Annotated in this window: 20 protein-coding genes; 5 read left to right on the top strand and 15 right to left on the bottom strand. The window is 39.1% G+C overall.

The window, feature by feature from the left end:
- Window positions 1-125 precede the first annotated feature (125 nt).
- Entirely contained in the window at window positions 126-758 is a 633-nt protein-coding gene (locus tag ACQ86H_RS17750) for a TetR/AcrR family transcriptional regulator (protein WP_431291964.1), read from the top strand.
- Between the two features lie 55 nt (window positions 759-813).
- Here the strand turns inward: ACQ86H_RS17750 and ACQ86H_RS17745 are convergent, their stop codons facing one another.
- The 5 genes from ACQ86H_RS17745 to ACQ86H_RS17725 all read right to left on the bottom strand — a co-directional run bounded on the left by ACQ86H_RS17745 (window position 814) and on the right by ACQ86H_RS17725 (window position 4,540).
- Entirely contained in the window at window positions 814-2,169 is a 1,356-nt protein-coding gene (locus ACQ86H_RS17745) for a DUF4932 domain-containing protein (RefSeq protein ID WP_431291963.1), read from the bottom strand.
- Between the two features lie 69 nt (window positions 2,170-2,238).
- A complete protein-coding gene (locus ACQ86H_RS17740; protein WP_431291962.1) occupies window positions 2,239-2,502 on the bottom strand; it encodes a hypothetical protein in 264 nt (87 codons plus the stop codon).
- A gap of 66 nt (window positions 2,503-2,568) precedes the next feature.
- On the bottom strand, window positions 2,569-3,435 hold the full coding sequence (locus ACQ86H_RS17735) for a S41 family peptidase (protein ID WP_431291961.1): 867 nt from the start codon (window positions 3,433-3,435) through the stop codon (window positions 2,569-2,571).
- A gap of 185 nt (window positions 3,436-3,620) precedes the next feature.
- Window positions 3,621-3,965, bottom strand: coding sequence for a hypothetical protein (locus tag ACQ86H_RS17730; protein ID WP_431291960.1), 345 nt, complete (start codon window positions 3,963-3,965; stop codon window positions 3,621-3,623).
- Window positions 3,966-4,015: 50 nt separating this feature from the next.
- Window positions 4,016-4,540: a hypothetical protein gene (locus ACQ86H_RS17725; RefSeq protein ID WP_431291959.1), complete on the bottom strand. Its 525-nt coding sequence runs from the start codon at window positions 4,538-4,540 to the stop codon at window positions 4,016-4,018.
- Between the two features lie 258 nt (window positions 4,541-4,798).
- Here ACQ86H_RS17725 and ACQ86H_RS17720 point away from each other — a divergent pair, with 258 nt between their 5' ends.
- Entirely contained in the window at window positions 4,799-5,887 is a 1,089-nt protein-coding gene (locus ACQ86H_RS17720) for a hypothetical protein (protein ID WP_431291958.1), read from the top strand.
- 88 nt (window positions 5,888-5,975) lie between these two features.
- Here the strand turns inward: ACQ86H_RS17720 and ACQ86H_RS17715 are convergent, their stop codons facing one another.
- The 10 genes from ACQ86H_RS17715 to ACQ86H_RS17670 all read right to left on the bottom strand — a co-directional run bounded on the left by ACQ86H_RS17715 (window position 5,976) and on the right by ACQ86H_RS17670 (window position 17,966).
- Complete coding sequence (locus ACQ86H_RS17715) at window positions 5,976-6,179, bottom strand: helix-turn-helix domain-containing protein (RefSeq protein WP_431291957.1); 204 nt, start codon at window positions 6,177-6,179, stop codon at window positions 5,976-5,978.
- A complete protein-coding gene (locus tag ACQ86H_RS17710; protein ID WP_431291956.1) occupies window positions 6,124-6,891 on the bottom strand; it encodes an AraC family transcriptional regulator in 768 nt (255 codons plus the stop codon). Before ACQ86H_RS17710 ends, ACQ86H_RS17715 begins: the two co-directional genes overlap by 56 nt.
- A 43-nt stretch (window positions 6,892-6,934) precedes the next feature.
- Complete coding sequence (locus ACQ86H_RS17705; RefSeq protein ID WP_431291955.1) at window positions 6,935-7,837, bottom strand: SDR family oxidoreductase; 903 nt, start codon at window positions 7,835-7,837, stop codon at window positions 6,935-6,937.
- Window positions 7,838-8,142: 305 nt separating this feature from the next.
- A complete protein-coding gene (locus tag ACQ86H_RS17700; RefSeq protein WP_138823450.1) occupies window positions 8,143-8,595 on the bottom strand; it encodes a hypothetical protein in 453 nt (150 codons plus the stop codon).
- A 47-nt stretch (window positions 8,596-8,642) separates the two neighbouring features.
- Window positions 8,643-10,208, bottom strand: a complete 1,566-nt coding sequence (locus tag ACQ86H_RS17695) for a PAS domain-containing sensor histidine kinase (RefSeq protein ID WP_431291954.1) — start codon at window positions 10,206-10,208, stop codon at window positions 8,643-8,645.
- A 407-nt stretch (window positions 10,209-10,615) separates the two neighbouring features.
- The gene (locus tag ACQ86H_RS17690; protein WP_431291953.1) at window positions 10,616-12,778 is read right to left on the bottom strand and encodes a PAS domain-containing protein; all 2,163 of its coding nucleotides are present in this window, start codon (window positions 12,776-12,778) and stop codon (window positions 10,616-10,618) included.
- 381 nt (window positions 12,779-13,159) lie between these two features.
- Window positions 13,160-14,074: a helix-turn-helix domain-containing protein gene (locus ACQ86H_RS17685; protein ID WP_431291952.1), complete on the bottom strand. Its 915-nt coding sequence runs from the start codon at window positions 14,072-14,074 to the stop codon at window positions 13,160-13,162.
- Window positions 14,075-14,093: 19 nt separating this feature from the next.
- Window positions 14,094-14,831: an SDR family oxidoreductase gene (locus ACQ86H_RS17680; protein WP_431291951.1), complete on the bottom strand. Its 738-nt coding sequence runs from the start codon at window positions 14,829-14,831 to the stop codon at window positions 14,094-14,096.
- Window positions 14,832-14,843: 12 nt separating this feature from the next.
- On the bottom strand, window positions 14,844-15,821 hold the full coding sequence (locus ACQ86H_RS17675) for an aldo/keto reductase (protein ID WP_431291950.1): 978 nt from the start codon (window positions 15,819-15,821) through the stop codon (window positions 14,844-14,846).
- Window positions 15,822-17,132: 1,311 nt separating this feature from the next.
- Window positions 17,133-17,966, bottom strand: coding sequence for an alpha/beta fold hydrolase (locus ACQ86H_RS17670; RefSeq protein ID WP_431291949.1), 834 nt, complete (start codon window positions 17,964-17,966; stop codon window positions 17,133-17,135).
- Window positions 17,967-18,721: 755 nt separating this feature from the next.
- Here ACQ86H_RS17670 and ACQ86H_RS17665 point away from each other — a divergent pair.
- The 3 genes from ACQ86H_RS17665 (at window position 18,722) to ACQ86H_RS17655 (ending at window position 21,167) form a co-directional block, all read left to right on the top strand.
- Complete coding sequence (locus ACQ86H_RS17665; protein WP_431291948.1) at window positions 18,722-19,531, top strand: helix-turn-helix domain-containing protein; 810 nt, start codon at window positions 18,722-18,724, stop codon at window positions 19,529-19,531.
- A 63-nt stretch (window positions 19,532-19,594) separates the two neighbouring features.
- The gene (locus ACQ86H_RS17660) at window positions 19,595-20,473 is read left to right on the top strand and encodes a hypothetical protein (protein ID WP_431291947.1); all 879 of its coding nucleotides are present in this window, start codon (window positions 19,595-19,597) and stop codon (window positions 20,471-20,473) included.
- A 259-nt stretch (window positions 20,474-20,732) separates the two neighbouring features.
- Window positions 20,733-21,167 (top strand): hypothetical protein, encoded by a 435-nt coding sequence (locus ACQ86H_RS17655; RefSeq protein WP_431291946.1) that lies wholly within the window; start codon window positions 20,733-20,735, stop codon window positions 21,165-21,167.
- The last annotated feature ends 109 nt before the right edge of the window (window positions 21,168-21,276 follow it).

Raw genomic sequence — 21,276 nt, 5'->3', positions numbered from 1 at the left:
ATTTTTTTTAAACTGGCGATATGATCTCAATTGCGGTTCCCTAAAAAAGATCCAGAAAGGGCTTTATCTTGCAAAATCTTTGATGATGCCTCAAAAAATCGCAAATTGCACGAAAGTTGAATCGGATGGCAAGAAAAGTTACAGATGGGCCAGTTAGAAACAAGGAGCGCACAAAAGCGAACCTGATCACTGCACTTGGAAAAATTCTGAAAAAAGATGGTTTTTCCGGGTTGAGTATCTCCAAGGTTGCAGAGGAGGCAAAAGTGGACAGGAGGCTAATCTATGACTATTTTGGTGGCATTGAGGGATTGATTAAAAAGTATCTTGAAAACAATGACTACTGGAAGATTAACCCTGAAGATATTGGTGGCATTGTAGAGGCGAGTAAAGCAGATTCTGGAAAAACCCTTGCCTATAGCGTTCTGGAGGGCCAGTTCGACAGCCTGATCAACAATGAAGAAATGCGGCGTATCATTACCTGGGGGCTCAGCGAAAAGTTGTCCATATTAAAGGAACTGGACCTTAAGCGTGAAAACATTGGCGATCAGGTATTGAGCGAGGTTTTCGACAAGCATTTTGCCTCTGGTGACAAAAATTTCAGAGCCATGTATGCCATACTGATGGGCGGGGTATATTACCTAACCCTGCATACGAAGATGCAGGAAAACCCATTCTGTGGGATAGACCTGCAGCAGCCTTCTGGACAGGAAGCGATCAAAAAGGCACTCAGGCAACTTATTGATCTGGCCTATTTGTAAGCATTATTTGAGATTAGCATTTTCAGTACACATGAATATTTTTTATTTAACTACTTTATCTCAATTCTGAAATGATTTCACTCACTTTTTGCTCATAGGTTTTATCTAAAAATTCATTATCGTACCAGAACTCCAGTTTTTCAATGACCTGGGGAAGATAGATAAATGTGCGGTTTTCAATATTGTCTTTTAAAATATCATTTGCCTTGGCTTCATCACCCAGGTGCCTGGCCATGATCACTTCATTGGCCCGGTTGACGTGTTCGTAAAGGCAGATTTTCCATTGGTTATAACCTTCCTGGGTCATTTTATCTTTTATCGGGTCGAAAAGAAAGGCCTTCGCCTGAATAATGTTTTGGTCTGCCAGGTCTACCGCTGGATTTACGAATGAATGGCCGAATTCATGGATGCAAATGGTTCGGAGTGACAGGGCATTACTATAACCTAAGTTCAGCTTTGCCACATCGTTTATTTCCCCGGGCTGGTTAAAGCTTGCAAAGATATTTCCAATTGTATTTTTGTCTCCAACGGCAAAACCAGAGCTGAAGGGGAGCGTTAAACTAGGGTAGAGGATATACTCGGGGACACTCTTACCAAAGTAGTTCTCCATTTCTGAAATGAAATTTTCTTTGGGCAGGTTCAGGGCAACCTCTTCGGTCATCTTTTTATAGTATGGAGTATATCTGGTCAGAAAATCCTGGAAATTCACCTCCATAAAAAAATCGTTGAAGGCTGTTACAAACCTTTCTGCATCTTCTTTCGATTTAAAATGGGTGATGTCGGTAACACTAGTCACCTTTGCATTTGGAAAATCATCCAGGCTCAGAATGAAATTTGAATAATGCAGATAGAAATCCCTGTCCAGATAGGTTTTGATCAGGTTAAGGTTTTTGGAATTTAAAAAGGGTTTGAACTCGAATGCTATTTTTGAAGTTAGTGCGTATAAATCCTTAAAAATAGGTGGCTTGTTCGAAAAGTCTGTAAAGTCCTCGTAATTAGCCAGGAGATAACTTAGTGCTAATAGTTCGATGTTCTTTTTGTAAATGATCCGGATGTCTTTTTTCTTATAAACAGGATAGCTCAGGCTGAATGAACCTGTCGCATTTTTGCCCGAGATACTGATTGCTGCCCCTTTATCAAGATTTATCCGGTAATGATTGACTTGATGCTGGTCAGCTAACTTTTGATTGTTTAATATTAAATCCAGCGTTCCCTTATCTGAATTGATTTTGGAACTTAAATAAACAACAGCATCCTTCTGCGCGCTGAATTTTAGTTTTTCTGTTGCGTTAAAGTTATCGTAAGTTGCTTTCCATTCGTGACCGGTCTGCGTGCTTTTTAAGTTTTTTGTGATGGAACACGCATTCAGCAGAATAGAAATAATGGATAGGAAAATTAGCTTTTTATTCATTTTTATCTTTTAATTTTCATTTTTTGGATCAATTGAACTTTTTTGGGTAATAAATTCTGATTCGCTTGTTCATTTTATTTTCTTGGCTTTCTGCAAGGTTTCTTCAATATTTTGGGTTAAAATTTTCGGCAAAAAATCTTCTCTTGGTGTCCCGTCGATGTGGTAAAGTCTTTCGGTTGGGAATTGAAACCCGATTTTAGTTTCCAACATGCGAAAGTTGGAAATTGCACCCAGCAGACCTGCCATTTTTGTCCCGATAATTTTTGCTCTTTCCATGCCATCAAAACCAATTGCCATTCCTTCTCCCATACTTCCTGTCCAATGGCCTACCAAAATATAAATTTTCCCAGTATAGATTTTCTTGCGGGGTGTTACGTATTCTAGCCAATGTCTTTTAGTCTAGTATTCTCTCTCATCAAATTCGTGAACCTGGAAGGGAAGCAGTTTATCAGTAAATCTTCCCATTATTGCTCTTGCAACGGTTGAATTTCCACCACTCGGTGTTTCCGTTAAATCAATAATTAAGTTTTTATATTGAAATAGACTATCGAACGCCTGATCGAATGCTGTGATGAGATTGTTGCTTCCCAGGGAATTATTGATTTTGATATAGGCGGTACTTTCATTGAGTACTTTACTGTAAAAAAGTTCATTTCTATTCCCATAGCTAACAGGATGAAAAGTTGTTGGCTTTCCATTTTCCGTTGCAACAATTTCCCTGTTTGAATCATGCGTTCCTGCAAAAAGCATATCAATGGCATATTGATACATTTTTTGATTGTACTGGTCGGCGAATTTCGGCAGGAATTTTTTTAGCTGTTCATCAATAGGTTTTCCGTTAAACAGGGTGACTTCCATTCCTATTTTTAAACCCGCCAAATCTGCCCCAAAGCCTTTCCTTAAATCTTTTATAAGGTACCTGTTTCCCGATTTTTCGATGTATAAATCTGAACCCGATGGAATTAACCTGTTGGATGTTTTCAGGTTTGTGCTTAATGAGGAATGTCCGTTATACAGTTCATTAAATATATTTTCGAGCAGCTGAATAAATTCATTGTCATTTGAAATTTTTCCGGCTTGCGGTTCGTAGATTTCTTTAACTTTCTTCCAGTCAATGTTTTGCTCTTCAAAGTATGCATAGTTATCATTAATGTCAGACCAAAAGCCATTGAAGTCTTTTTGATATTTTGTTTGAGCGAAAGCGGAGTAACCGTTAACGATAATTAATAGTGTTAGAGCGAATTTTGTCAAAAATTTATTGTTCATGGACCTGATTAGTTATTTAAAATAGTCAAAAGGGTATTGGGAATATAGGCCTGGATGAATCCCGTTCACGGCATGCTCAAATGCTTTGATTTCATTTCCGGATAGATCTTTTGAATCCAGAATCTCTTCTAGTTCAGCATATAAAAAGGCCATGCTTAAAAAATTGATAAAGCTGATGTTCAGGTTCATGAACTGATCAAGCTTTTCATATTCGCCCTGTTGGTGATCAAAAAAAGTAAGTATCCTGTTGCTCGATCCAAAAACCAACTGTCTCCTTGGCCGGTGCTACCAATCAACCATAGTATATTCCCGATCGTGGGATAGGCTTCCTGTACAATTTTATTTTCTTGTAAAACTGCTTCATATCCAAATAGCACAATATCTGGTGTAATTTCACAGCCAAGGTGGTTTGTAACGAAATTCAGGTAGGTAGAACTCACCAGCGGAAGCTTGAATAACTTTTTAATCGGTGAAGCGCGTTTAGGCAAACGGTTTAATAGGTTGTTCTCGGATTTTATAACATCATACATTTTACTGAGGTTAAAAATATAAATTAAACAAATGGCGTACCCGCACCTAATTATTCATAATAACTTTTTACCCCAATCCCAATTGTCCAAAAGTTTTTTGCCCTCTTCAAATCTTCGTTCAGCCAATCTTTGTTTTCCTCATATTTATGGTCAGCTTTCATTTCTGCGATGCTTTCCTCAACGCCTTTTTCTATTAATTGCCGCCAGATTCCCACTGAAATATTTAAAAACGCATAACAATACTCAGCTTCACTGTCGTCTATTTTACCATTATTTTTTTCGGCAAGGATTTCAATAAGTTTATCTGCCCCAATTTCAAATGGGTTGATTCCATAAATTGACAGCTCCGTATTTTCCGGAAACGGTCCATAAAGGAATTCTATAAACTCTGCATTTCCTTCGTTGTCAAAGTCGATACGGACATCGTACTGGTCATAAAAAAGTTGTTTTAAATTTGAACTTTTTGAAGGATTTCCCAATAATTTTTCAATCTCCAGTTTAGATTGTCCAAATGAAAGTTTTCCAATGTTTTCAATCTCGATTCCGTCTAATGGTAAAATTTCAATCCTGATCATTTTAATGAATATTTTTTAAAAACGCTTATGAAGTTTAAACCCGGTTGTTGAACCACAATACAAATATATCACATGTTTGTGATATTTGTCTATTTCTTTAACTTTGTGTTGTCGTTTTGTATTGAGCCAGCCGATACTGATGCAGCCATAGGCGATAGGATGTTAATTAACCAAAGCAATAATCAGAAAATATCTTCCGCGACTCGCTATATTTTAATGGAAAAAGCTAAGAGATATAATTAAAATAAACCATAAAAAATGAAAATTCTTTATATCGTTCCAATCATTTTACTGCTTGTATTTTTATGTTACCAGATTTCAAAAGAAGGTTTTGCAAAAGTTGAAGATCAATTACCAAGTAAATTTGTACAGTACAAGTCGATTGATAGTTTGGTAGCCATTAAGAGTGGAAACACTCAGATGAGCCTGCTACTGGAAAGCAAAAGGAACATCGAAATTTTTTTAACATCAGAGTACAATATTATTGTCTCTGGCTTTTCAGGTGAAAGGAAAAATTCATTTATTAGGCTCGACGCTGACGGGAATGTAGCCGATACGCTAATCCTGATGTCCAGACCTGAAGATATTGTGTTTCTGAAAGGTTTTATTATAGAGAAGCAGGCACATCAATATTACAGATGGAGCTTCAATGGTTTAAAAACGCCGATCAGAATTACTACACAAAATTCTGGTTTTGATTGGGATGATGAAAAACAAAGTAAACAACTTTCCGATATCGCCAAGCAATCCAAAGCTGTTTACGTGGATTATAACTTTGATAGTCCTGTTCCCCAAAAAAAGGTTGGAGAGGGCCTGCAAACTACTCAGGCGGTTTCCAGCTATGCTGTCATCACCTACATCATCGGCGATGAATGCTTTCAGTTTTACACTATTGAAGACGTGCGTAAGTATTTTTCATCAACTTATTTGCAGGAAATGTCATGGAATAATCTTTTCAAACGAATAAATAAGAAAAAATCTGCTGACGAAGAGATCATCAGCACACCAAACATAATGTACAAATATTTTCAGAGGTTAAAATTAGAAAAGGTTCGCTTTTCAGGAGGGGGAGGGAATGCGCCGGGTTTCACAAAAATGCTTTATCCCGGTTACCTGTTTACCGATGTGATTTTTAAAAATGATACCCTGAAGTTGAAGGAGTTCATGTATCTTGATGAAGAATCGCATGCTTCAATGGTAGAAATTGATGGCAAAAACATTGGTACGCTTTCTAAGAACAAAGTACAGCCCGTAATGCATATCAACGGGTATATGTACTATACAAATGATAAACTACAATACGCTTTATTTACCAATAATGATCAAAAGCTGTATTTGATCAAATAGGTTGCCGGAAGTCTAATATATACTAGTGAAAAAATTCAGAAACTTTCCGTCTTAAATTAAGAAGACTTTGAATAACTTTCGAAGAATTTTAATTTAACGACTTTCTGAATTCCAAAGGCGAAATATCAGTTTTAGCTTTAAATAATTTACTGAAAGACTGGGAATGCTCAAAGCCCAGTTCATAAGCAATTTCACTCACTGAAAGTTCAGTTGTTGAGAGTTTTTCTTTAGCTTTTTCAATTAGCTTTTCGTGGATGTATTGTTGTGTGGTTTGTCCGGTTAAAGTTTTCAACAGACTGCGCATATAATATTGCGACATATTGAATTTGTCTGAAAGAAGCTGAACACCCGGTAAACCTTTTTTCTTTGAGATTATTTCCTTCGAAATAATCTTTGAACAGAATTTCCAGCCGTTCTAAAAATTGATGATGCGCTTTGTGACGTGTAATAAATTGTCGCTGATAAAACCTTTCAGCATAATTTAAAAGCGTTTCCAACTGAGAAATAATAATGTTCTGACTGAATTTATCAATGTTGCTTTGATATTCCTGCTTAATATTATCAGTAATTTGCTGGATTTTCATTTCTTCATCTTCGGATAAAAATAAGGCTTCATTGACAGAATAATCAAAGAATTCATATTTCCTGATTGCGCCTGCCATTGGTGTATTCCAAAGAAAATCCGGATGAATCATCATCATCCATCCGGACGGATTTTTGCCATTCTCTTCTCGTATGACGCTCAGTATCTGATGTGGGGCCATGCAGAACATCACGCCTTCATCAAAATCGTAATCCTGCTGCCCGTATCTATATTTATGATTCATATCTCGTTTGACAGAAATCATGTAAAAATCAAACATCAAGCTCTGCTTTCCACTTTCCGGAGCTGGCGCCATATCTTCAAAATTTATCACACTGATGAGCGGATGTTTTGGCTTAGGTAAACCACGCAAAGTATGGAATTGAGCGATGGTTTTTATTCTTATCGGCGAATCAGACATCAGTTTAATATTTAATCAAATTTAATGAATATATAGATACAGACTATTTTGTCTCAGAGAAATAAACGTCATTTTGCAAATCTTCCATTAAAGTTGGGTATTGAGGATTCCAACCTAATGTTGCCTTAGTTACTTCACTTGAAGTCTGATTATTAAGCTTTGCAAAATGTGCAAACCAGCCGAAATGTTCTGCTGCTTCATCGTTTGTCAGGGAAACAACCGGAACCTGCAATTTTTCTGCAATAAATGTTGCAATGTCTTTAAACGGAATTCCCTGTTCTGCCACTGCGTGATATCTTGTTCCACTGATGAAAGGTTTCTCCAAAGCTAACCGGTACAATTTTGCTGCATCTCGTACGTGGACAGCAGGCCAGAAATTACTACCATCATTAATTATAGCAGCTTTTCTTTTTTCTTTTGCAATATTAATTGAGATTGGAACAAAACCAATTAAATCTCCTTTTCCATGAACCGATGGAGAGAGTCTTACAACGGCAACTTTCACACCTTTTGCGGCTACGGCATCGGCTGCATTTTCTGTTGCAATTCTGGGATGAGGATTGTTTGCGGAAAGGTCTTTTTCAGTTGTGATTCCGTCTTTTGAAAAAAGTGCAGTTCCTGAAGTGATGAGAAAGGGTTTGTCTGTTCCTAATAATGCTTCGCCTATTGTTTCAATCACTTTTCCATCAAGTAGACACATTTCCGCGAATCTCGTAAAATCGTGGACAAAGCCTAAGTGAATTACTGCATCTGAAGCGATAGCTGTTGATTTCAAACTATCAAAATCGTTTAAATCTCCGCGGTGCGCTTCTGCGCCGGCTACAATCAATTTATTTACTGATTCTTCCGAGCGGGCCAATCCCAAAACCTGGTGTCCATTGGCTAATAATTCCTGTACTACGGCAGTTCCTACGAAACCTGTAGCGCCTGTAACAAATACTTTCATTTTGATATCATTTAATGTAGCAAAGTTCAGATTTTGTTTCTGTACGCTTGTAGCCGAAAAGTGTTTTCTTGTAGCCGAAAATTTAAATTAAATTGGTGAGGTTAAAATAAAACTTAAAAGCGCTTAATTTCCGGTACATTCAATATGAATTTAGAAGGAAAAAGAATGCTCAGGAGTGCTAAATCAGATGACTCTTGAAGTTGATAAACCGGAAGATGTATTATAGCGTCTCGCAGAAAATAATTATGCAAATGCCGGAAACGTTCAATTAACAGGATGTGATAGGCATTGGATAGCCTTACGATTTATTTCCTGGTAAAATAAAAAATCAGCTTTGCAGTAGCATAAGCGGGGTCATTTTTATATGGCGCTTCAAGCGACCATGTCATTTTATTGTTATCTATGGTGACTTTGTAGGTTTCGGTGGGATTATTTGTAATGCTGATGTAGTTGACATTATTGCTGCTAGAGAAACTGTATGTATAGGTTCTTGTACCCCTAATATCATAACTGTTCACAGAGTTATTTTCAAAATACTCCCAGGTCTGCTCACCTGTACCAGACTGATCTACAGAATTTACCAGTTTCCCAGTCGCATCATAATACTCGATGATCACGCTCGTGGTGATCCAGTTACCCAAAACTTTTTGTTTAAGTGCGGCAGGATCGTTGTTTGCCGGAACATTTTCAGCATCTTTTTTGCAGCTGATGATAAAAATAAAAAGAACAAGGATGAATAGGGACAGTTTGTGTTTCATGTAGCGGATTTTTTCTGAACAACATTTAGCCATGAAAATAGTTTTGCTTATACAGCATGTTCCGGGAGTGTAAAATAGAATTGCGCACCATTACCTTCCTCGCTTTCTACCCAGATGTTGCCTTCATGTTTGATAAGGATTTCCCTGCATAGAAAAAGTCCTATGCCGAAACCGGAAACTGTAGGGCTTCCCTTAGAGCGGTAATAGCGGCCAAAAATCTTTTCCATCTCGCTCTTTTCTATCCCAGGCCCCTGATCTTTCACTCTAACCATCAGTCCTGCCTTATCTTTGCTGCATTGGATTTTTATATTGCTGCCAGGAGGCGCATACTTTATGGCATTTCCGACCAGGTTGTATATCACAGCTGAGATCTTATTGCGGTCTGCGAACACCCTCAGGCTACAGGTTGACTGAAAGGTGATCTTGTGTGTGCTGTGCATAAAGGAGAGCTCTTCCACAACTTCTTTAAGTAGCTCTGAGAGCTGGAAGGGTTCCTGCTGGAGTTCAAGACTCCCTGATTCCAGTTTTGAGATATCCAGAAAACCGGCAATCATTTTCGACATTTTATTGATCTGTATCTGCGATTTGTTTAATGCACGTTCGAAATTATCTCGGTTCATAGCATCAAGACGTGTTTTCATGATCTGGATGAAACCATTCAGGGAGGTTAGCGGGGTGCGGAGCTCATGGCTAATCATCCCTATGAATTCGTTCTTTCTGATCTCTTCGTTCTTTCTCATGGTAATATCCAGGCAGGAGGCAATATATCCGGCAAAAGAACCGTCGGATCGGAACCTTGGAGGGCACTGGCATAAATACCAGCGGTATTCGCCTTTGCTGTCGGGCATGCGGAACTCCATGTTGAAGACTTCCCGCTTTTTGAAACTTTCCATGTAAGCATTGATAAACTGCTGCTTTTCTTCCGGATGAATAAGATCAACCCAGCCATTGCGTAGCAGCTCTTCAATCTTTCTTCCGGTGACATTTTCCCAGCGCTTGTTAAAATATATACGGTTATTGTCCTCATCGCCAACCGAGATTAGTAGCTCGGTGCCTTCTGCCATGATCCGGAAACGTTCCTCACTCTCGGCGAGTTCGATAACTCTGCGCTCTACGCGCTCTTCAAGTTCAGAATTAAGCTCATGAAGTTCTTTTCTTGTCTCTTCCAAAACGGAGATGATATCCTTATAACCCTGGAGGGAGGTAAGTGTTTGTTCTGCTTTTTCAATTGCCTGTTCTTTCAGAACCCTTTCGGTAACATCAATCGCGCTGTTCAGTACGGCAATTACTTTACCTTCACTGTTTTTGATAGGTAGGTACTCAAAATCGAAGTAGTAGGTGCTGGTTTTTCCGTCAACCTTGAGTTCTGCGGGCGATCCCTGCCCGGAGCAGGTCTTGCCATCCAGCCATGCCTTACGGAACATATCAGGATAGGGCTGACCGCCAAGCTCAGGCAATGCATCCAGCAAGGATTTGCCGATGACATTGCTGTCCTTTCCCCATATCTTTAACATGGCCTGGTTTGCACTCTCGATGACCGCATCTTCCCCGCGGTGTACCGAGGTGGCTGTTTTCGTTAAACTATATATTTCCAGTAGTTCCTCACTGCTCATTAACCCATACCTGTGGTCCATTAGAATAACGCTTTAGCTGTAAATTTTCTTTCTTATAAACTTCTTTTAATGTAATTTTAACGTGAAAGTACCCCCTTATGTTTGAAGGAATTTGAATTTAGTTTTATAAGTAGTGCTATTTGGCTGTCTTTTTATGCCACTATCGCATATTCTACATCTGGGTTTTAGATGGTTTGCCAGGCTGATGTCCTGATTATTCATGAAAATCCGGGCTGTTATTGCTTTCCTTTTTTTCCGGTTTGTCAAAATAAAAAGCAATTATTTATGGCCTTTATGTGGTTATTTAAAGCTCTGGCAGAAATTTAATAGCTGTGGTCATGGAGTATAAAGCAGGGATGACTTTTCTTCAGCCCGGATATAAAAAGTTTATCTCTTATCCATCGATTTTAAATTGGGAGGCTAAATTGAAAGGTGGATCCTTTGCCCGGTTCGCTATCTACCCAAATCCTTCCATTGTGCCGCTCGAGGATTTCTGAACAGAGATATAGTCCAATCCCGAAACCTGCGATGGTTTGTGACTGATCATTTACACGGTAGTAACGCTCGAAAAGTTTCTCTATATCTTCCTTGCTGATTCCTCGTCCCTCATCGCTCACTGATACCACTGCGTTACTGTCTTCTATTCTGCAGTTGATACTAATTGCTGTTCCGGCAGGAGAATATTTGACCGCATTACTGATCAGGTTGGTTACCACATGTCCAATTTTATCCCTGTCGGCATTTACAAATACAGCCCCGGCCTGATGAAATATAATACTGTGGCTATTTGTTGTCACCCTGAATTCGGCCCCCATTTCGCTTATCAGATCTGATAGGTCGAAGTTTTGTTTCTCAATATGGATTTTCCCTGATTCCAGTCTGGAGACATTGAGAAAACTATTGATCATGCCAGTCATCTTTTTTAGCTGGTTGTTGGCTTTTTCCAATGCGGTTGAGGTAAAACTGTCCCCGCTTTTTTTAGCCTTGCTTTGCAGGAGCTGTACATAACCGGTTAGGGAGGTCAGAGGTGTTTTGAGTTCGTGGCTAACCATGCCGATAAAATCGTTTTTTCGCTGCTCGTCTGCTTTCATCTCTGTCACCTCGGACAGTATTCCGACCATTTTTACCGGTTTTCCCTGACTGTCGTACCTCGCCCGGCCATGTGCGCTGATCCAGTGCAGCGATCCGTCGGGCCACCGGATCTGGTACTCTCCTTTGTATATGCTGTGGTTTTCCTTTGCTATACGGACCAGTTCTCTGATCTTATCCCTGTACTCTGGAAGCATGGCTTCGAACATATCTCCATAAACGAAATCTTCTTCTGGTTTTTTCCCAAACATCCGCTTAAACTCTTGATTATACTTCATGGTCCCGCTATCAAGGTCAACTTCTGTAGATCCCAGTGACCCGGCGTCCATGGCGATATTCAGTCTGGTATTCATTTCAGAGATTTCCTGTCTGGCATTCACCTGTTCGGTAACTTCGGTGACTACCTGGAGAATGCTTCCAATTTTGCCATCTTCGTCGGCTATTGGCTGGTAAGTAAAATTAAAATATCGCTCTTCTGCTACACCGGATTTGAAAATGATTGCCTTGCTCTCCATGCCATGATAAGGTATCCCGGTTTCCAGCACGTCATGAAGAATTTTTAGAAAAGGCTGGTTTGCAATCTCAGGGAGTGCCTCTTCGAATCTTTTTCCCTCGACTGCTTCTGTTTTATTCCAGATTTCCAGCATCCGGTCGTTGGCACTCTCAATAATTAGATCAGTACCTTTAAATACATTGATTGCAACAGGTGCCTGCTGGATGAGCCGTCTGAATTTGCGCTCTCCTTCCGCCAGGTCTTCGATCAGCATTTCCATCTTTTCGTTGATCGTGAAAAGTTCCTCATTTGTGGCTAAAAGTTCTTCATTGGAAGCCCTGATCTCCTCATTGGAAGCCTCAAGTTCCTGGTTTAGAAAAGAAATCTTCTCCGTCCTTTCCTTTACCAGCACATCAAGTTTTCCGTTCAGTTGCTCCAGTCTTTCTTTCGTTGCATGGAGTTCTTCATTGGTTGCCTTAAGTTCCTCCATCGCAGTAGCAAGGTCCTCATTTTGAGTATTGAGCTTTTCATTGATGTCCTGTTCCCTTTTAAGAGACCCAACATGTTCATTTACCTCATCAATTGCTATTTGTTTAAAAAAACGGTCTGTAACATCTGTGGCGCTGTGCAGGATACAAATGGTTTTGCCATTTATATCAAGGATGGCCCGATATTCAAAATCGAAATAGAACAGCTGCTCTCTGCCGTCAACAATCAGTTTGGCCGGGGTATCTGCACCGGAAATGGTCAGCCCATCATCCCATACTCTGGCAAACATCTCAATAAAAGGTTGTCCCTTAAGCTCTGGAAGTGCCTCCTGTAGGGATTTGCCTATAACTGACCGGTCCTTGCCCCATATACGCAGCATTGCATCGTTTGCAAACTGTATATATGCATCCCGACCAATATGAAGGGCCGTCGCAGTCTTTGTATGAGTGAATATTTCAATTACCGTACGCGCATCAAGAAAACCGGGTGCAATGGACATGGGGTAGATTTTAAAGCTATAAAGTTAATGTATTGTGGTATATTCAAAAAATGAATCTATAACGTTTATTGTAATAAATGGTTTCATTATACCGCCATTTTTTATTACCCACAAGAAAGGCAGTTTGCGCTGAAACTTTTCTATTATGTCTGTGATGAACCGTTGCGGTGTTGAAATTTATGGCTTGCTATTTTGCTCAATGAGAGGCCAATCATTTGGATTTCCTGAATTTTATCACATGTTTTGTGAATCCTGTTCGCTTGGACTAGTCTTATTCCAGGTAGATATAATGGATTTTTGAAGATAAATGCACTTTCCGCTCTGATATTGTCAAAGAAATATCTGTGGCATTTGCTGTTATTCTTCCGTTTTCTGCCGTTTTTAATTAAACGAATGCCTGAACTCCAAAGGGGAAACATTTGTCTTTGTTTTGAAGAGTTTGCTAAATGATTGTGAATGTTCAAAGCCCAACTCATAAGCAATTTCCGAAACGGAAAGATTTGTAGTTGATAATTTTTCTTTAGCTTTTTCTATGATTGCGTTCTGTATGTACTGTTGTGTGTTTAGCCCTGTCAATGAACTCAGCATATCACTCAAATAGCGTTGAGACAGCTTTATTTCCGTGCTGATATATTTTACTGATGGCAAGCCGTTTTTCAGACTATTTTCATCTTCAAAATAGCTGTTTAAAAGTTCGTCCAGAGAAGTTATGATGTCGTGATTGATTGCTTTCCTCGTAATAAATTGCCTGTTGTAAAAACGATTGCTGTAGTTCAATAACAATTCTATTTGCGACACCAAAACATCCTGACTAAAACTGTCAATATTGTTGTCTAATTCATTGGTTATTGTAGTAAATAAATTGGCTATGATTTCTTTTTCTTTTGCAGATACAAATAAGGCCTCTGAAGCATCGTAAGAGAAAAACCCGTATTGATTTATTGTTTTTCCTAATGGATAATTTCGGATAAAATCCGGATGAAAATACAAGGCAATCCCTTCATAGCTCTCTGTCTCTTCGGGTGAAAAAACGATTTGTTTAGGCTTCAAAAACGCCAGTCCGCCTTCTTCAAAATCGTAATATCCCTGCCCGTATTTTATTTGTCCTGTGAAGGTAGGTTTAAAGGATATTTTGTAAAAATCAAGACTTATTTTTTGCCCTTTTGGAAACTTTTCCATCGAAACATTATTGTAGTCAACCAATGCAATCAACGGGTGCGATGGTGCAGGAAATCCCAGGATTCGCACCAATTGAGATATACGCTGAATGTGATTGATGTTAGATTGTTGGTGCATTTTTCGTTAGCGAATTTAATTAATTTTGTTTGGATGGACGAATCACAATGTCGCCAATTTCAACATCCTCCGGTTGGCTTATAGCATAAATTGCAGCATTGGCGATAGCCAGGGGGTTGATGGCAATCTGTTCCATGCCTTTTTGAATAGCTGTTTTCATTTCTGCGTTTTTAATGTTGTTCGCAAAATCTGTTTTCACAAATCCGGGTGAAATACCCGTGATGCGCATATTTCCGTCAGACTCTTGACGAAACGCCTCTGCAATCGTGCGAATGGCATTTTTAGTTCCTGCATAAACGCCCTGCGTGGGCACAATCTTTATTCCTGAAGTTGAAATGATATTGACGATATGACCAGATTGTTGTTGTTTGAAAATGGGAATTGCGGCCGCCATCCCGTACAAAACGCCTTTAAGGTTAATATCAATCATTTCTTCCCAACCTTCAATATCCAATTCGTCAATGCGGCTTAATTGACTAATACCTGCGTTATTTACAATAACATCCAATTTTCTGTATTGTTTAACTGCTGTATTGACCAGCCGCGTCAGGTCGGCTTTATTCTTCACATCGATTTGCGAAAAGGTGGCCTCGCCACCTTCGCATTTAATTTCTTCAATAACTTGTTGCAATTCTGCTGTTCTCCTTGCACCCAAAACAACCTTGGCACCGTTTTTTGCTAATGCTATGGCGATGGCTTTGCCCATTCCGCTGCTTGCGCCTGTAATGGCTACAACTTTTCCTTTAATATTTTCCATTGCTGTTCGTTTTTATTTGTCTATTTGTTTTTCTAAAAATTCGGGATAGCGCTCACCCACAAGGGTAATCCCATTTACTGTTGTGTCAATTTTTGTAATTTCGTCGGTTGTTAATACAATATTTGTACTGCCGATGTTTTCTTCTAAACGATGCAGTTTTGTAGTCCCGGGAATAGGTACGATCCAGGGCTTTTGCGCTAAGAGCCAGGTCAATGCTAATTGTCCGGTTGTTATATTTTTTTGTTGTGCAATCTCAGAAAGTGCATCCACTAAAACCAGATTGGCCTTTATATTTTCTTCGCTGAAACGAGGAATGATATTTCTGCGGTCGACATCTTCTAATTTTTTGTTGATGATACCTGTAAGGAAGCCTTTACCTAAAGGACTGAAGGGAACGAAACCGATTCCTAGCGCTGCCAACGTCGGTATGATTTCATCTTCCGGTTCACGCCAAAACAGAGAGTATTCGCTTTGTAACGCTGAAACAGGCTGAACTGAATGTGCTTTTCTAATCGTTTTAGCACTTGCTTCCGATAAACCGAAATATTTAACTTTGCCCTCTTGTATAAGGTCTTTTACTGTTCCTGCAACATCTTCTATCGGAACATTAGGGTCAACCCTGTGCTGATAAAGCAGATCAATGTAATCTGTTTTTAATCTTTTTAAAGATGCTTCGGTGACTGCTCTGATCGTTTCGGGTCTGCTGTCTAAACCTACCGCTGGTCTGGCATCCTTACAACCGAATTTTGTAGCAATTACCACATCTTTTCTAAAAGGCTGTAATGCTGTGCCAACAATTTCTTCGTTGGTGTAAGGTCCGTAAGCCTCGGCGGTATCAAAAAATGTGATCCCCCTTTCAACTGCGTTGCGTAGTAGTGTTATGGCCTCTTTCTGATCAAGGCCTTTGCCGTCCAGAAAGTTTAAACCCATACAACCAAAGCCCAACTCGGAAACTTCCAATCCATTATTTCCTAATTTTCTTTTTTGCATAATCCTTTTTTTAATTGTTTCCAGAACTGAATAAATTTCAGGTATAAAATTCCTGATTGCCGTGCTGTAAAAAGTAGCCCAATTGGTAATTGTTGTAGTCAGATTTTCAAAGGTTTTTTACACTATAGACAAGTCCGCTATATTTATCTAACGATTTGATGGTTTTCATATCATTGGCAGACGACTCAAAGTCAAATACATTGAAATTTTCACTGATCTTTTCCTTACTTGAAAATTTCGGATCTATAGAGATGTGTGACCAATTAGTTTAAACGGCCCCGTTATACCAATGACGAGCCAGTAGTTTATTGTTCCTTTAATTTTGGTGAGATGGGGCGATGACTTCTGGTTTTTCCAGTAAAAAACCTATAAAAGTCTTTTTCGAAAGGAACGACTGTCAGCCGTTGAAAGGCAGATTAACTGATGTAGTATTTTCTGGTTTTTAAAACAAGAATATGGTATGTTATTTATATAATTTTAAATGTCTTACTATTGAACTGATTTGTTATTTTAGCCATAGGCAGGTGATCGACCTATGATCAAGCTAAGCCATCAGTATTTTAAATCCAGGAGTTTACTATGCCAAGGAAATCATTGGCTTTACCTTTATCCTTTTTGCCATTTTCTTTTTCCTACATCAGCGGTATGAGCTCCATCAGCTTGGTGGAATACTCCGTTCACCTGATACGTTAATAATTGTACTTGGCATTACATTAACCATAGTTTATTGCCTTTGCCATGCCATTATGTACCGGTACAGCTTTAAGGCCATAGGTGCCAACATCAGCATGGGTAATGGGTTAAAGCTTTTTCTTAATAGGAACTTCGTTAGTGTGTTTCTTCCGGGTGGGGCGTAACCTCGCTTGCTTTTTCTCCGGCGAGATAGAAAAAGGTGGCGTAGGCCGGACCCGGATCAGTCTGGCATCCTATATATATATGGCCTCGCAGGAATTTTTACGGTGTTTATTGTTACCATCCCCGTGATGGTTTATTTGCTCTTTACCAGGCAACAGGTGGAGGGTGATTTATTGGCTTTCGCTGTACTTAGCCTAACCATTATCCTTTTGGTAAGCCTCAGTATTTCGTTCATAAAGAAAGGCTGAGCCTTAGAAAGCTTATCCGTTTCCGGCCGGATACCGAACTTATTTTAGAAGAAATTGCGGGCAGTATAATAAGCCTATAGCTTTAAATGTGGTCAATTTGCGATGCATTTAAAGATGAAACGTTATAATTTTGCTCCTACTGATTTTTAAGCCGGAAGGATGAGATAATCCTACCGGCTTTTAAGTAACAGGATGAAATAATGCTTGTTTAATTACCTATAAATGCTATCAAATCAGCATTTAGCTGATCCTTCGACGTGATGAAAAGTCCATGCGGTTCACCCTGATAAACAATGTATTTTGAACCGGGGATCATTGCAGCAGCCTGCTCACCTGTTGCTTTGATTGGCACAGTTTGATCTTCATCGCCGTGGATAACCAGGGTAGGTACATTTATTGACGAAATATCTCCCCTTAAATCAGTCGATGAGAAAGCCTTCGCACAGCCCAGCGTCGATTTTAAAGTTGCCTGCATCGCTACCACCAGGTCATTGGTCAGAATCTCATTGCTCACAGGTTTGTTTAGCAAGCCAACGCCATAGAACTGTTTCCCGAACCCACCAAGAAATCCGGCACGATCTGCCTGTATACCTGCTGCTATTTCATCGATTTTCTCCTGCGGAACGCCATCCGGATTATCATCTGTCTGTAACATGAATGGTGCTATTGAACTTATCAACACAGCTTTTGATACCCCTTTGCCTCCATGTCTGCTGAAGTATTTTACCACCTCGCCACCGCCCATAGAGAAGCCAACAAGCACAGCGTTTTCAATTCCAAGCTCGTCAATTACAGCTTTCAAATCATCTGCCAAAGTATCATAATCGTAACCTGCCAATGGTTTATCTGATTTACCGAATCCTCTTCTATCGTAAGTGATGCAACGGTATCCTGCATCAGTTAAAGCAGCTACCTGATAATCCCACATCTGGTGGTCGAGCGGCCAGCCGTGGATCAGTACTACAGGTCTTCCAGATCCTAAATCCTGATAGTGGATATTTACTTCGCTGCCATCCTGGGCTTTTGATGTTATAAATTTCATAGTTTAAATTAAAGATGTTTATGCCTTTTAAACACTGGAAAAAGAGATTATGTTCTTGAATCGGCACTGATATCCTACTTCCGGAGGTTTTGAAAATGGGGATAGACTAAAGAATTTGAATGGAATCAGGTCAATAATCGTGTTTTTTAAAGATATTTTATACTGCTGTTAGCGCTTTCAGGAAGGACCGGGGATTTGAAATGCTTGGAAACGAAGAATTCTTTTGTCTGATAACAGGATCGTCTGGATAAAAAGAAAGGGATTACCTTGAGGATATCCCTTATCAACTAACCAAACTAATGTATCCCGGGAACCACTCCGGAATCAGTTTATAAACGTATTGACACAGGAAATGTTTTAGAGCCTGTTTAAATTTTTATAGCAAATATTACATAGCATTTTACTGTCACGCTAAAGGATAATTTCTTTTATAAAAATCAATATGAACGACAGATGTACAAGAGAGGTGAATGGTCTCGAAGTATCGTTTCGACCGTAGTGGAGAATCCGAAGGCCCTGCGAAGCGAAATCTTTTAAATTAGATTTCAAAATAACCCGGTACAAAAATATCTCCATTTCGCTTCGCTACATCCGATAGCTATCGGATTAGGATGACGACCATTCTATGGGATAAATTTTATTGTTCTATGAGATATATCATCTCAGGAGATTTAGATCGGGTTGGTTTACTGTAGTCAATTAACTATTTTTACAGCAGAATGCAATCCGTAATAATCAGGCCGAAAAATGAGATATTGAAAAAGTACATTCAATACTTTTTATTTTTCAAGAAGACTGATGCAAATATTTTAAACTATTCTACTTTTCCAAATAACAACCTTTGCCTCGCAATTTACAGGGAAAACAAAATCGATTACATTAAAGATTCAGATTGCAATAATTGCTTAATTACACCGGGCACGGTTAACTTCAAAAGCAGATTGTTCGGGTTTCATAAGATGCCTTTCAATGTTGAGATCAGAACTTCTCTTGATCAGGTATGCATTCTTTTTCATCCGGCGGCATTAAGCGTTTTTACCCGTGAATCTTTTGAGGATTTAATAAGCTCAGATCATGTATTTGATATATTCAAAAACAGGAATGAATTTATTCTGGAGCAGATATTTGAAGAAGAAAATTTTTCCATCAGAGCTGATAAACTTGAAAGCTTACTGCTGGCAAATCTAAATGACAGGCAGCCCGAAAAACTCAAAGAGGCTTTGTACCTGATAGGAAAGGGTGGCGAACATCATCTATCTGTTGAAACCCTGGCCGGAAAACTTGGAATAAGTAACCCTACACTGTTCCGGTTATTCAAGAATAATGTGGGGCTGAATCCAAAATCTTATATCAGGACCTGGCGCTTTAGAAATATACTGAATGAAATACTTGATAAGCGAAGTGCTTTGAAAACCTTAACGAGTGCAGGGCATTCACATTTATATTATGATCAGGCCCACTTCATTAAAGACTTCAGATCATTTTCCGGTCATTCTCCAAACCAGCTCATCGATAAAATTTCCATTGAACATAATGACCTGGCCTGGATTTTCAACAAAAAGTAATTGTGAACGATTTTTACAATTTTAAGAAACAATGTCTTAGTTTCTTTGTGAAAAAAATATACAATGAAATACCTCTTTTCGATAGCTATCTTATTCCTTTTGACGCCTTTTCTGGTTGCCAATGCCCAAATTAGGGATGAATCAGAATTGCCCGGAATATCCTATCACCAGATGCTTAAAGAGCATGATACCCTCGTTTCCTACATCAAACAGATCAGTCCGGTAGTTTACTATAACAAAGAGGTGAGGGGTATCGACTTCAGTTTGCATGCAAAGCAGCTCAGAAAGAAAATTACTCCTCAAACCACGATGGGGCAGTATCTCATTATCATTAAAAAAACACTGAATGCTGCACAAGACGGTCACACAAGCCAGGTAAATTCCACTTTGCTCGACATTGTTAAAAAATACTGGATTCCCGCTAAGCTGGTATCTTTTGACAGTAGTGAAACCTCAAACATGTATCAGTATGCAAGGTATTTAAAAGAGGCCTATTATTCTAAAGCTGAGCTCAATCTGATCTATACTTCGGGAGAATATTATAATCTTCTGCCCTTTAGCTATCAGGGAAAAAAATATCCCGCCAGCATGAAACTCCTTAGCTGTAACGGCAAAAATATTCATGATTTTGTAAAATCACTCACTCTGCTTGTATCTCCATTGCGATGGGATAGGGTAAGGAACAGGGTTTATGATGAAAATTTTTACTGGCCGGCAGAAATCTATAAAAACGGAATCCTTAAGCTTACTTTCCTTGATCAAAAAAACATCAGGCACCAGCTTAACATTTCCAGTAAGGATACCGTAAGTTATCTTGCAGTTAAACATAACAATTATGGTTATTTTAGCCAGACCGATACGGTCATTACCCATTTTTTGAGAAACAGGGGATCTTTTATGCCAAAATCTCGGCGATGCGGGAAGAACTGGGCGATACGATAAAACGCCGGTTGGGGAGTGTTTTTCGGAGCCATAAAGTAAAAGGTGTAGTAATCGATATCAGGGGCAATGGAGGGGAAGTGACAATACGTATAACAAATTCCTCAGTAAATTAGTTAAAGACACGCTAAAGAAGAACGTAGTTGTAGCCAGAAATTTTAGTCCTTACATTCAGGCGCACTATCATATCAACAGGGACTCTGTACTTAAAAGCAGTATCTATACTTTCAATCCTGGCGGTCCGATATTGAAATCGCAAAAGATGTATTATATCAAACAGGATTTTAATTTCGTTGTTCCTGATAGCGTTACTTATGATTTTGATGGAAAAATATATGTGCTCCAGGATAAGTTCATTTACTCATCTGCCAGCAACTTATCGAGTTTGGCAAATAGCAGTGAGCAGCTGGTCAGCATCGGTGAGACGCCTGATTTACTGGGAGGACTTCAGGCCAGTACATTGATGATGATGTTACCCTTTAGCAAATTTATTTTTAGGGTTGAGCCCCAGATCGATCTCACAGATATCAAAGCAGTAGGTGATATTTTTCAGAACCATGTAGAATATCCGGTTCCCTACACGATTCAGGATTTATATCTGCGCACAACAACAAAAGATGAAATATTTGGGAAATCTTTTCTTTTAAAACACGACCCTATGTTCCAAAAAATATTGGAACTGGAGAAAAGTAATTAAATTCATAAAGGTCGTGATGGTGAGGAACGCCTGGGTAAATGGGTATTTTGATCAGGATAGCATTTAATTAGATGGCATGGAAGTTCTCAGGCTATTCAGAAAGCTTATA

Origin of the sequence: Pedobacter sp. P26 (assembly GCF_050632135.1) — a bacterium.
GTDB lineage: Bacteria > Bacteroidota > Bacteroidia > Sphingobacteriales > Sphingobacteriaceae > Pedobacter.
The sequence above is the reverse complement of the archived record's forward strand: the minus strand, read 5'-3'. Positions and strand labels throughout refer to the sequence as shown.